Source organism: Streptomyces malaysiensis subsp. samsunensis (genome assembly GCF_024519315.1).
GTDB classification, from domain to species: Bacteria; Actinomycetota; Actinomycetes; order Streptomycetales; family Streptomycetaceae; genus Streptomyces; species Streptomyces malaysiensis.
This window is the reverse complement of the sequence record NZ_JANIIC010000035.1, coordinates 99861-111194: the sequence shown is the minus strand read 5'-3', so window position 1 is coordinate 111194 and position 11334 is coordinate 99861. Positions and strand designations below refer to the sequence as shown.

Below are 11334 nucleotides of genomic sequence, written 5' to 3'. Positions count from 1 at the left end.
GCCCCCCCGGGGGGGCCGCCCCCCCCCCCCCCCCGGCCCCCCCCCCCCCCCCGCCCCTCCCCCCCGCACCGAAGAACCGAGGAAGACCCCACGCCATGACTGCCACCGCTCATCGCCGCGAACACGATCTGCTCGGCGACCGCGACGTCCCCGCCGACGCCTACTGGGGCATCCACACCCTGCGCGCCGGCGAGAACTTCCCCATCACCGGCACCTCCATCTCCGCCTATCCGCACCTGATCGGCGGCCTGGCCGCGGTCAAGGAGGCCGCCGCCCGCGCCAACGAGGACCTCGGGCTGCTCGGCTCGCCGAAGGCCGACGCCATCGCCGCCGCCTGCCAGGAGATACGCCGGGGCGCCCTGCACGACCAGTTCATCGTCGATGTGATCCAGGGCGGCGCCGGGACCTCGACCAATATGAACGCCAACGAGGTGATCGCCAACCGGGCGCTGGAACTCCTCGGCCATGAGAAGGGCGACTACGCCCACCTCCACCCCAACGAGGACGTCAACCTCAGCCAGTCCACCAACGACGCCTACCCGACCGCCGTCAAGGTCTCCACGATCATCGCCGTCCGCGGGCTCCACGCGGCCATGGAGACGCTGCGCCAGGCGTTCGCCGCCAAGGCCGAGGAGTTCCGCGACGTCCTCAAGATGGGGCGCACCCAGCTCCAGGACGCGGTGCCCATGACGCTGGGCCAGGAGTTCTCGGCGTACGCCGTGATGCTGGAGGAGGACCAGAGCCGGCTGCTGGAGGCGGCCGAGCTGGTGCATGAGATCAACCTCGGCGCGACCGCCATCGGCACCGGCCTCAACGCCCCCCAGGGCTATGCCGAGGCCGCCCGCCGCCACCTCGCGGCCATCACCGGCCTGCCGCTGGTCACCGCCGCCAACCTGGTCGAGGCCACGCAGGACTGCGGCGCCTTCGTCCATCTCTCCGGCGTCCTCAAGCGCATCGCCGTCAAGCTCTCCAAGAGCTGCAACGACCTGCGGCTGCTCTCCTCCGGCCCGCGGGCCGGGCTCAACGAGATCAACCTGCCCCCGGTGCAGGCCGGTTCGAGCATCATGCCCGGCAAGGTCAACCCGGTGATCCCCGAGGTGGTCAACCAGGTCGCCTTCGAGGTGATCGGCAACGACGTCGCCATCACGATGGCCGCCGAGGCCGGACAGCTCCAGCTCAACGCCTTCGAGCCGATCATCCTGCACTCCCTCTCGGAGAGCGTCACCCATCTGCGCGCCGCCTGCCTGGTGCTGGCCGAGCGGTGCGTCGCGGGTATCACCGCCAACACCGAGCGGCTGCGCACCTCCGTGGAGAACTCCATCGGCCTGGTCACCGCGCTCAACCCGCACATCGGCTACAGCGCGGCCACCAGCATCGCCAAGGAGGCGCTCGCCACCGGCCGCGGCGTGGCCGAACTCGTCCTGGAAAAGGGCCTGCTGCCCGCCGACCGCCTGGCCCGGGTGCTGCGCCCGGAGGAAGTCGCGGGCCGCAGCTGACGCGCACCTTTTCGGGACCCGATGCGCTTCCGGAGGCTTGGGTCTTCCGGCCGGGGTGCCTCCCGGCGGTGGCCGGGGGAGACTGGAGCGCCCCGGCGGGGGTGCCTCCCGGCGGTGGCCGGGGGAGAACCGAGCCTCAGAACGTATGCCGCCCGCGCAGGTGGGAGACGGCCGGGGCCGAGCTGAAGGGGAGCAGGTCGGCGGGGCGGTCCGGGGCGGCCACGTCGATGCGGACGCTGTCGGCTATCCGATAGGGGCGGTGCGCCAGCACCGCCCCTACGCGTCCGCGCAGCCGGGACATCGCGGCCCGCACGGTCACCGTCCGCGTCGGGTCCCCGAACAGGTCCTGGGCCAGCTGCGCCGCCGTGCGCCCCTCGGGGTGCGCGGCGAGCACCAGCAGCACCTCGGCCTGGCGGGCGCTGAGTTGATGCGTCCAGGTGCCCGAGGGGCCCGAGAAGGTCAGGGCCCAGCGGTGCGGATGGCGTACGTCCAGCAGCAGATCGCCCCAGCCGGCCGGACCGCCCCCCTCGGCGGTCTCGCCGTCCAGCACCCGCAGCAGATGGCCGCCGGGCAGCGGCTCCACCGCGCACGCGCCGAGCGCCGGCAGCCAGACCGGCCCGTCGTACGGCGCCTTCGGCAGCAACAGCCGCCGCTCACGCGGGGTCACCCCGGTGACCCCGGCGATCCAGCCGTGCTGATCGACCACGACGGCCTTGCCGTGGATCCGCGCCAGGAGCGGGGCGGCGATCGCGCGCAGGCCCTCCAGCTCCCGGCTGTGGGCGAGGCGCAGTTCGCCCTCGGCCCACCGGGCGGTCGCGGTGACCAGGGAGAGCACCGTCGGATGGGCGGTCCCGGCGGGGCCGCTGACGTCGACGACGCCCAGCAGCCGTCCGTCCCGTCCGTCATGGACGGGGGCGGCGGCACAGCTCCAGGTGTGGAAGGCGCTCACGAAGTGCTCCGCCGAGTGCACCCGCACGGGCGACTTCACCGCGAGCGCGGTGCCGATTCCGCTGGTCCCGGCGATGTCCTCGGCCCAGTGCGAACCCTCCACCAACGCGATGCCATCGGCCTGCCGGCGCACGCCCCGATGGCCGTCGATCCACAGGATCCGGCCCTCGGCATCGGCGATGATCATGATGTGGCCGGCCGCCTCGGCCGTCTCCAGCAGTCCGTTGCGCAGCGTGGGCAGCACCTCGGCCAGCCGGGTCTGCCGCCGCCGCAGCTCCAGTTCGTCCAGGCCCAACGGGCGCGGGGCGCGGCCGTGATCCGGGTCGAGGCCCAGGCGCAGCATCCGGTCCCAGGACGCGCCGATCACCGGGCGGGTGGGCAGCGGAAGCCGTCCCCGGCTCAGCGTCGCCTCGCGGATCACCGCCATGAGACGGGCCGATTCCGCGGGACTCAGCGCGGCCAGGGGACCGGCGTCACGTGGGTGCTGGGTATGCATGGAGGGCAGCCTTCAGCCTTTGCGGGAGCACGGCTTCGTTGCTCCGCAATTGTAGTGAAGGCGTCTGGCGGCAGCTGCCACCTTGGAGTTGGGCGGCGGCGGTTGCTGTCGCGAAGCCGTCCGACGGCGGGCGGCCTCAGCCGTCATTCCCTCGCCCCGGGTACGGCGCAGGGCCTGCGCACGGCCGTCGGGAGCCGGTTGTCGTTCGCTGCTGGTACTGTCCCGGATCACAGCGAAACGAACAGAAGTTCTGCAAGGGGTGGGGTATATGGCCATGGTCGTATATGGGGGACATGGCAAGGGTGCCCGTGCGGCGGGTGCTGTTCTCGCCGCCGTGCTGCTCTGCGGTGGTGCGGTCGGCTGCGGGTCGTCCGGGGCGGACGGGAAGCCGACGGGCAAGGCGGGGGAGAAGTCCTCGGAGCAGGTGCGGATGGCCCCGGCGGCGGCCGTGCGCGCGGCCGCCAGGAAGGGCGAGAAGCTCACCTCGTTCCGCTACCGGATGAGCGGACGCACCCCCGAGGACGGGCGGATCGAGGGCGAGGCCGCGATGAGCACCAAGCCGGTCGCGGTCCGGATGACGATGCGCGCGGTCGGCCAGGGCACCGACGCGGCGGTGGAGATCCGGCTGCTCGACGGGGTGATGTACCTCGACGGGGGCAAGGAGGCCGCCGCCGAGCTGAAGGGAAAGAGCTGGCTGAAGCTGGACCTCTCGGCGCTGGGCGAGAAGGTGACCGGTGCGCTGGGCGGCGGTTCGCTCTCCCGCCAGGCCGAGAAGAACCCGGCCGACGACTCGGCCTTCCTCTCCGGCGCCCACGATGTGAAGCGGGTCGGCGAGGAGACCATCGACGGGGTGCGGACCACGCACTACCGGGGCACCATCACCCTCGACCAGATGCGTGCGAGCTTGAAGGACGAGGACGCGGCGAGCCGCGAGCGCCGCGAGAAGAGCCTCAAGGCGTACGAGGAGATGGGGGTCGACCGGCTGTCCATGGACATGTGGATCGACGGGGACGGCCACACCAAGCGGTTCCGCATGCGCGGCGACGGGGACAAGGGCCCGCTCGACATGACCATCACCTTCTCCGGACTCAATGAGCCGGTCACGGTGAAGGCGCCGCCGGCGAACCAGACCATGGACCTCTCCGAGATGGCACGGGGGGTCGAGGGCTGATCCGGCGCGGCGCCTTCACCGCGGGTGGCGCGGCGGGCTCAGCCGCCCGGTGTGCCCGCCCCGGCGGCGAGCGCCGAGTCGTCCTCGACGCGTGCGCCCGGCAGCTGGTGCCGGGCGGCGATGAGGGCGGCGTCCACATCCCTGGTACCGGTGGAGACGCACAGGGTGTAGGCGAGGTCGTCCATCCGCTGTCGTACCTCGGTGCCGCCCGATTCGGCGTGCAGCATCCGCAGCGTCTCGTACTGCTCGATGAGGTTCTGAAGTACGACCGGGTGGGCCATCAGCACGGCAGTGGTCCTTTCTCAGCCGACGGGGTGACGCCAGCCGTGTACCCGAATGGCCCGGGGCCATGTACGTCCTTCCGTTGGTCGTACGTCACATGGGGATCAGGTGCGGCGGTGCGGCGGGGCGCTCGGCCGGGCGCCGAGGAAACGCCGGCCACGTCCGTCTACGCCGGGTCCTCGGGCGAGATCAGTGCCGAGGTGGTCCGGGAGTGCAGCGAGTCCAAGGCGGTGAGCTGGTTCCCGGCCCGCTCCAGCAGCTCGGAGAGGCGGCCCGTCTGGAGCCGGGTGTCATGGACGGCCACGGCGAGCAGTGAGCGCCACAGCAGCGCCTTGCCCTCCACACCCATCCGGAGCGCCTCCAGCCCCACCAGTGTGTTCACCCCGGTGCGCTGCCGCCGGCCGCGCGATGGCAGCCGTACGGCGCGCTCGGCCGTCAGCGCCGCACGGAGCTTGGTGTGGCGGACGGGGATGCCGAGCGAGACCATGCACCACAGCAGTGACCTGCGGTCCTGGACGAACTCCGTGGTGAGCCTCGCCAGCTCGCCGCCGTAGACCGAGTGCCGGTGCTTCCGGGCCATCCGGCGGGCCACCCCGACCCCTGCCGCGGCGGCGGCCAGGTGGTCGTTGAGGTAGATGCCGAGCCACGGCTGTGCGTGGATGCCGCCGGAGCGGGTCGCGGCCGGTGCAGCCATAGTCGTCCTCCCGACGCCGGGCCCCGAGCAGCGCTGTCACGACCCCGGCGAGTACCCCTCGGGAGGACTCTCAAGAGACTGGTGAGGAATCTCAGGGGACGACGGCCGGGGAGCCGCGCCCAGGGCGCGTTGGTGCAGGTCTTCGAGGGCGTCCAGCACGACCGTGCGCTCATGCCACTCCAGCCACAGCCCCGCCCGGGTGGCCAGGTCGAGCAGGGCCGCGGTCTCCGCTTCGGTCAGGCCGTGCCTGACCTCGGGCCTCCATGGCCCGGCCCAGGACGCTCCTCACCACCGTGCCGCGGTTGACCTCACCGGGCCGCACATCCGGCAGGAACGGCAGCGCGGGGGCCGCCTCGGGGGCGCGCTCCCGTCCGCCGTGATCTCCCGGACCTGTGAGAGGTCCACGATCACGGCGGCGCCGGGTCTCTCCCGGCCCACCCGCCGCGCGCCCATGAACAGGGGATGGTCCGGCCGGTCGAGGCCGCCGTCGGTCCGCAGCAGCCACATCGTGCCCCCGGACGTCCCGCCCGCCGCCGGATGCCGCCGCTCGCCCGGCCCATCCCTCCGTATGCCCAGGCCCTCGTCCATGCCCGGCGCGTCGCTCTCGCGCATCTCAGCCTCGTTCCGCGGTCCGTCGGCAAGAGGGTCCGGGCCGGGGAGCGCCCCGGCCCGGACCAGGGCCCCACCTTGTCAGACGGACGGAACGGGTCAACGCGGCCGTGGCGCGCGCATGACGTGCAGCGGTGCGCGGTGCAGCGGCATCGTGCGCCACCGCGCGGTGAAGACACGCTCCGCGAGGGAACAGGTGACCACCAGATGGTGCGGGGTCTCCAGGAACGCCACGTCCACGGTCAGGGTGTCCGGGTCCGTCCAGCCCCCGCTCACCGCCGTGGGAACGGGTGCCTCGGGCCCGGTGTGGACCCGCCACCCCGCCGCGTCGAACCCCAGGTCCAGCCGGGCCCCCTCCTCGGTCAGTGAGACGCTCCACCCGCCGGAGCCGTCCTCGGCCACGGTGACCCCCGTCAGGGTCGGCTGATCCGGGCAGGCGCCGCCTTCGGGGGCGAACTCCGCGCCCGACCACGCGCCGGGGTCCGACAGCGGCGCGGCCTTCGCCGCGAGGGGCGGCAGAGCGAGCCGGGACAGCCGCCGCTCCAGCGCGGCGTCCTCGTCCTCGCGGCCGGTGAGCGGCGCGTCGCCGAACGCGGGCAGCAGATGCTCCCACACCGCGTCCAGGATCGCCTGCATCCGCTCCGTGTCCGCCGTCGTGGCGATCACCACATCGTGTTCGGGCAGCACCACGCAGAACTGGCCGTACGCCCCGTCGCCCCGATAGCCGTGGCGGGAGATCCAGAACTGGAAGCCGTACCCCCGCCGCCAGTCCGGCCCCGCGCCGTTGACCATGGCCTCCTCGGTCGGCATCCGCAGCCGCGTCGCCTCGTCCACCCAGGAGGCGGGAAGCAGCCGCTCGCCCTCCCATTCGCCGCCCCGCAGATACAGCAGCCCCAGCCGGGCGATCGCGTCGGTGGTGGCGAACAGCCCGCTGAAGCCGAGGTCGCGCCCGGCCGGCACCTGGAGCCAGGCGGTCTCGCCGATGCCCAGCGGATCGAAGACGCGCGGCCGCAGATACTCCGTCAGCGACTGCCCGGTCACCCGCTGGACGATCGCGCCGAGCGTGTACGTGGCGGGCTGGTTGTACGCGAAGACGGTGCCGGGCTCGCGATCCGGCGGCAGCAGCAGGAAACCGCGCACCGGCTCCGCCGGGTCCAGGCCGAACGCCCGGTCCACGGTCTCCTCGATATGTCCGCTGGCCATGGACGCGACATGGCGTACGAGCATGGCGCGGCTGCCCGGGTCGGTGATCTCCGCCTCGAACTCGGGGAAGTACGAGATCACCGGATCGTCGAGGTTCAGCAGCCCCTCGGCGGCGGCCAGCCCCGCCGCGGTGGAGGTGAAGCTCTTGCTGAGGGAGTACAGCAGATGCGGCCGCTCGGCCGTGTACGGCGCCCACCAGCCGGAGGCGATGAGCCGGCCGTGGCGCAGGATCATCAGACTGTGCGGCTCGAGGTCCGGCGCGCCCTCGACGGCGTCGAGAAAGGCGTGGACGCCCCGCGCGTCCACGCCCTCGGCGGCGGGGGTGCTGGTGGGCAGCGGATGAGCACTCATCAGACGGGTCCTTGGAGGTCAGAGGTGGGCTGCGCCAACCCTCCCCGGCCGGGCGGCGGGTGTCCAGAGAGTTTCGGGCCGCGGCGGTCGCGGGCCGGGAGCCGCCGTCAGCCGCGTCCGGTGTCGATGACGCAGAAGCGGTTTCCGTCGGGGTCGGCGAGGACGATGAAATCGGCGTCCGGCGGATAGAGCTCCCAGCGGACCCGCCGGGCGCCGAGGGACACCAGCCGCTCGACCTCGGCGGCCTGGTCGTCCGCGTCCCCCGCGTAGAGATCCAGATGGACCCGCGGGCGCCCCTGGACGGGGGTGTCGCTGCGGCCGAGCGACAGCCGGGGTCCGGAGCGCCCGTCCGCCGGCACCAGCACCACCCAGTCGTCCTCGATCTCCCCGCGCGGGACGTATCCCAGCGCCCGGGTCCAGAACGCCGCCGCGCGCCGGACGTCCGAGACGCCCAGCACCACGGAACCGATGGTCAGCATGTGCCCAGTCAAACAGAGGGCCCGGCCGTTCCGGGGCCGATGGCCTGTTGTACCGGGCCGATGGCCGGTTGAGAGGATCGGCGGCGACGGATCGGTGGTGATCCGCGAACGCATCAGACGCCGGAAGGAACGAACACCTCGTGACCGACTCCGTGACCGACCGCGTGACCAACTCCGTGACCAACTCCGTGACCAAGTCCGTGCCCGACTCCGCCGCCGAGGGCGACGCCGTGCTGACGCGCACCGAGGGCCGCGCCGGGCGTCTCACCCTCAACCGCCCCCGCGCCCTCAACGCCCTCACCCACCCCATGGTGACCCGGATCGCCGAGGCCCTCACCGCCTGGGAGCGGGACCCGGCCGTCCGGACCGTGGTGATCGACGGGGCGGGGGAGCGCGGGCTGTGCGCGGGCGGCGACATCCGCATGATCCATCGGGATGTGACCTCGGGCGGCGGCGCGGCCTCGAGGGCGTTCTGGCGCGACGAGTACACGCTCAACGCCCGGATCGCCCGCTACCCCAAGCCGTATGTGGCCCTGATGGACGGCATCGTCATGGGCGGGGGCGTCGGGATCTCGGCCCACGGCGGGGTGCGGATCGTCACCGAGCGCTCCCGGGTGGCCATGCCCGAGACCACGATCGGCTTCGTACCGGACGTCGGCGGCACCCATCTGCTGTCCCGCGCACCGGGCGAACTGGGCACCCATCTGGCGCTCACGGGAGCGGCGGTGGGCGCCGCCGACGCGCTGCGCTGCGGCCTGGCCGACCATGTCGTCCCCTCCGGGCTGCTGCCCGCGCTGACCCGGGACCTGGCCGCGGAGCCGGTGGCGGACGTCCTTCCCCGGTACGCCGTGGAGGCCCCGGCCGGAACCCTGGACGGCCAGCGGGAGTGGATCGACCACTGCTATGCGGCGGACACCGTCGAGGAGATCGTGGACCGGCTGACGGCCGTCGGGGAACCGGCCGCCAAGGAGACCGCCCAGACCCTGCTCGCCAAGTCCCCCACGGCGCTGAAGGCCACACTGGCCGCTGTCCGCCGGGCCCGGGCGCTCGGCTCGCTGGAGCGGGTCATGGAGCAGGAGTACCGCGTCTCCTGCGCGGCCCTGTCCCGCCCGGACTTCGTCGAGGGCATCCGCGCCCAGGTGATCGACAAGGACCGCCGCCCCCGCTGGGCCCCGGCCACTCTCGCCGAGGTCACGGACGCGGAGGTGGCCCGCTTCTTCGCACCGCCTGCCGACGGGGACCTCTGCCTCACCGAGGCCGAGTAGCCGGAACGGCCCGTCGATCCGTCGGCGTCGGCGGTTGAAATAGTGTGCCAAGCGGCGCACCTCGGCGGAGTGGCCCGGAGCGGTGGGGGATCACCAGCTGCTCTTGGTCACCCCGGGGAGTTCGCCCGCGTGCGCCATCTCGCGCAGCCGGATACGGGAGAGGCCGAAGGCGCGCAGATGGCCGCGCGGGCGGCCGTCGATGGAGTCGCGGTTGCGTACCCGGGTGGCGCTGGCGTCGCGGGGCTGGCGGCGCAGTTCCCGCTGGGCGTCGAGCCGTTCCTCCGCCGAGGTGCGGGGGTCGGCGATGACCGCCTTCAGCTCGGCGCGGCGCTTGGCGTGGCGGGCCACGATCACCCGTCGCTTCTCGTTCTTGACGATCTTGCTCTTCTTGGCCATCAGACCTTCCCTCCCCGGGCGCGGATACGGGCCACGGCGGCCTCGATGCCGATCGCGTCGATGGTCTTGATGGCCTTGGTGCTGAGGGTGAGCCGGATATGGCGGCCCTCGCTCGGCAGCCAGTAGCGCTTGCGCTGCACGTTGGGGTCGAACCGGCGCTTGGTGCGGCGGTGGGAGTGGGAGATGTGGTGCCCGAAGCCGGGCTGCCGGCCGGTGAGCTGGCAGTGGGCGGACATGGTTCCTCCGTTCGGCGGTGGTGTGGATGTGGCGGCAGCGTAGCAGCTTGATGAAAATGAAAACCACTTCCGTGTATACTCTGGCTCATGGCACGCAATGAACTACGCCCGATCGTCAAACTGAGGTCCACCGCGGGCACCGGCTACACCTATGTGACCCGCAAGAGCCGGCGGAACGACCCCGACCGGCTGACCCTGCGCAAGTACGACCCGGTCGTCGGCCGCCATGTCGACTTCCGTGAGGAGCGCTGACCGTCATGAAGCCCGGCATTCACCCCGCGTACCGGCCCGTCGTCTTCCGTGACCGGGCCGGCGACTTCGCCTTCCTCACCCGCTCCACCGCCACCAGCGACCAGACCGTGGAGTGGCAGGACGGCAACACCTATCCGGTCATCGACGTCGAGATCTCCTCGGCGAGCCACCCCTTCTACACCGGCAACCAGCGTGTCGTGGACACCGCCGGTCGCGTCGAGCGGTTCGAGCGGCGCTACGGGCGCGGCCGGAGGGGCCGGTGAGCGCGGACGAGCACCGACTGGCCGTCGCGGTCGTGGGCGGGCTGCACGCCGATGCCCGCCACGCCGCCGTCGAGGAGATCCTGCGCACGGTGCCCGGCTCCGTGGCGCTGCACCACGATCTGTCCGCCGCCACCGACCGCGCCGTGCGCCGCACCGTGCGCGACGCGTCCGGGCCGCTCGGTGGTGGCGAGGCGCCGCTGGTGAACGACTGCGCGTGCTGTGCGCTGCGCGAGGACCTGGTCCCCGAACTGCTGCGCCTGGCCACGGGCGGCGGCCACCGGCTCGCCGTCGTCGAGCTGTGGGACTCGGTCGAGCCCCAGGCCATGGCCGCCGTCATCGCGGCCGAGGGTGCGCCGCTGGAGCTGACCGGAGTGGCCACCGCGGTCGACCCGGCCCTGATCGTGCCGTATCTGGCCAATGGCGACGACGTCGCCGAGGCCGGTCTCGCCGCCGCCCCGGCCGATCAGCGCACCATCGCGGACACCTTCGCCCGGCAGCTGGAGTATCCCACCCTGATCGCCGTCGCCGAGGACGGGATGTCCGGGGAGCCCGCGGACTGCGGCGATCACGCCCTGCTCACCCAACTCACCCCGGGGGCAAGGAAGCTGCGGCTCGGCGAGGGAGGGCTGGGGCCCGCGCTTCTCGAGGGCTTCGACATCGAGGCGGCCGCCGCCCGTCAGCATCCGGCGTGTGCGCTGCTGCCGCAGGAGGGCGATGACCACGGGGTGGCCACCCTCGTCTGGCGGCGCGGGCGGCCCTTCCACCCGGGGCGGCTCTATGCCGCACTGGAGGATCTGACCTGTGCTGCGGCCCGCAGCCGGGGCCGCTTCTGGCTCGCGGACCGGGGTGACACCCTGCTGTCCTGGGACGCGGCGGGCGGGGCCCTGTGCGTGGAGTCGGCCGGGCCGTGGCTGGCCGCGCTGCCGGACGCCGCCTGGGAGATGGTGCCGCCCGAGCGGCGGGTCGCCGCCGCGCTCGACTGGCACCCCGGCCACGGCGACCGCTGCCAGCACCTCACCTTCACCTCGCCCGGCCTCGACCGCGACGGACTGCTGGCCCTGCTCGACTCATGTCTGCTGACCGACGCGGAGTACGCGGCCGGGCCGGACGCCTGGCGCCGGCTGCCGCACGCCTTCGACGAACTGCTCGACCCGGTGTTCTGACCCGTCCTGCCCCGTCCTGACCGGAGCGCG

14 protein-coding genes are annotated in these 11334 nt (G+C 73.0%); 6 read left to right on the top strand and 8 right to left on the bottom strand.

Annotation, left to right across the window (positions count from 1 at the left end; translation table 11 throughout):
* The first annotated feature begins 95 nt into the window (after nucleotides 1-95).
* Complete coding sequence (aspA, locus tag NQU54_RS27650) at nucleotides 96-1496, top strand: aspartate ammonia-lyase (RefSeq protein ID WP_257633451.1); 1401 nt, start codon at nucleotides 96-98, stop codon at nucleotides 1494-1496.
* Between the two features lie 136 nt (nucleotides 1497-1632).
* Here the strand turns inward: aspA and NQU54_RS27645 are convergent, their stop codons facing one another.
* Complete coding sequence (locus NQU54_RS27645; protein ID WP_257633450.1) at nucleotides 1633-2940, bottom strand: GAF domain-containing protein; 1308 nt, start codon at nucleotides 2938-2940, stop codon at nucleotides 1633-1635.
* A gap of 268 nt (nucleotides 2941-3208) precedes the next feature.
* On the opposite strand from NQU54_RS27645, the gene NQU54_RS27640 reads away from it, so the two are divergent.
* Nucleotides 3209-4111, top strand: a complete 903-nt coding sequence (locus NQU54_RS27640; RefSeq protein WP_257633449.1) for an SCO4651 family lipoprotein — start codon at nucleotides 3209-3211, stop codon at nucleotides 4109-4111.
* Nucleotides 4112-4149: 38 nt separating this feature from the next.
* Here the strand turns inward: NQU54_RS27640 and NQU54_RS27635 are convergent, their stop codons facing one another.
* From NQU54_RS27635 to NQU54_RS27615, 5 genes are all read right to left on the bottom strand, one after another.
* Complete coding sequence (locus tag NQU54_RS27635; RefSeq protein WP_069873801.1) at nucleotides 4150-4398, bottom strand: DUF5133 domain-containing protein; 249 nt, start codon at nucleotides 4396-4398, stop codon at nucleotides 4150-4152.
* 161 nt (nucleotides 4399-4559) lie between these two features.
* Nucleotides 4560-5087, bottom strand: coding sequence for a hypothetical protein (locus NQU54_RS27630; RefSeq protein WP_257633448.1), 528 nt, complete (start codon nucleotides 5085-5087; stop codon nucleotides 4560-4562).
* 285 nt (nucleotides 5088-5372) lie between these two features.
* Nucleotides 5373-5699: a hypothetical protein gene (locus tag NQU54_RS27625; RefSeq protein ID WP_257633447.1), complete on the bottom strand. Its 327-nt coding sequence runs from the start codon at nucleotides 5697-5699 to the stop codon at nucleotides 5373-5375.
* 96 nt (nucleotides 5700-5795) lie between these two features.
* Nucleotides 5796-7250: a serine hydrolase domain-containing protein gene (locus tag NQU54_RS27620; protein ID WP_257633446.1), complete on the bottom strand. Its 1455-nt coding sequence runs from the start codon at nucleotides 7248-7250 to the stop codon at nucleotides 5796-5798.
* Between the two features lie 107 nt (nucleotides 7251-7357).
* On the bottom strand, nucleotides 7358-7729 hold the full coding sequence (locus NQU54_RS27615) for a VOC family protein (RefSeq protein WP_102933700.1): 372 nt from the start codon (nucleotides 7727-7729) through the stop codon (nucleotides 7358-7360).
* Nucleotides 7730-7929: 200 nt separating this feature from the next.
* Here NQU54_RS27615 and NQU54_RS27610 point away from each other — a divergent pair, with 200 nt between their 5' ends.
* Nucleotides 7930-8994, top strand: coding sequence for an enoyl-CoA hydratase/isomerase family protein (locus tag NQU54_RS27610; protein ID WP_257633461.1), 1065 nt, complete (start codon nucleotides 7930-7932; stop codon nucleotides 8992-8994).
* Between the two features lie 90 nt (nucleotides 8995-9084).
* Here NQU54_RS27610 and rpsN read toward each other — a convergent pair whose 3' ends face one another.
* Together rpsN and rpmB are read right to left on the bottom strand one after the other, a co-directional pair.
* Nucleotides 9085-9390 (bottom strand): 30S ribosomal protein S14, encoded by a 306-nt coding sequence (gene rpsN, locus NQU54_RS27605; protein ID WP_167500190.1) that lies wholly within the window; start codon nucleotides 9388-9390, stop codon nucleotides 9085-9087.
* Nucleotides 9390-9626 carry a 50S ribosomal protein L28 gene (gene rpmB / locus NQU54_RS27600; protein WP_257633445.1) on the bottom strand — a complete coding sequence of 79 codons (237 nt, stop codon included), beginning with the start codon at nucleotides 9624-9626 and terminating at the stop codon, nucleotides 9390-9392. The genes rpsN and rpmB overlap by 1 nt, the downstream gene beginning before the upstream one ends.
* Nucleotides 9627-9713: 87 nt before the next feature.
* Between rpmB and rpmG the strand changes: the two genes are divergently transcribed.
* The 3 genes from rpmG to NQU54_RS27585 are packed head-to-tail and all read left to right on the top strand — an operon-like array spanning nucleotide 9714 to nucleotide 11304.
* Nucleotides 9714-9878 (top strand): 50S ribosomal protein L33, encoded by a 165-nt coding sequence (gene rpmG, locus NQU54_RS27595; protein ID WP_069873818.1) that lies wholly within the window; start codon nucleotides 9714-9716, stop codon nucleotides 9876-9878.
* A gap of 5 nt (nucleotides 9879-9883) precedes the next feature.
* Nucleotides 9884-10141, top strand: coding sequence for a type B 50S ribosomal protein L31 (locus tag NQU54_RS27590; protein WP_147968133.1), 258 nt, complete (start codon nucleotides 9884-9886; stop codon nucleotides 10139-10141).
* Nucleotides 10138-11304: a GTP-binding protein gene (locus NQU54_RS27585; protein WP_257633444.1), complete on the top strand. Its 1167-nt coding sequence runs from the start codon at nucleotides 10138-10140 to the stop codon at nucleotides 11302-11304. Before NQU54_RS27590 ends, NQU54_RS27585 begins: the two co-directional genes overlap by 4 nt.
* Nucleotides 11305-11334 lie beyond the last annotated feature (30 nt).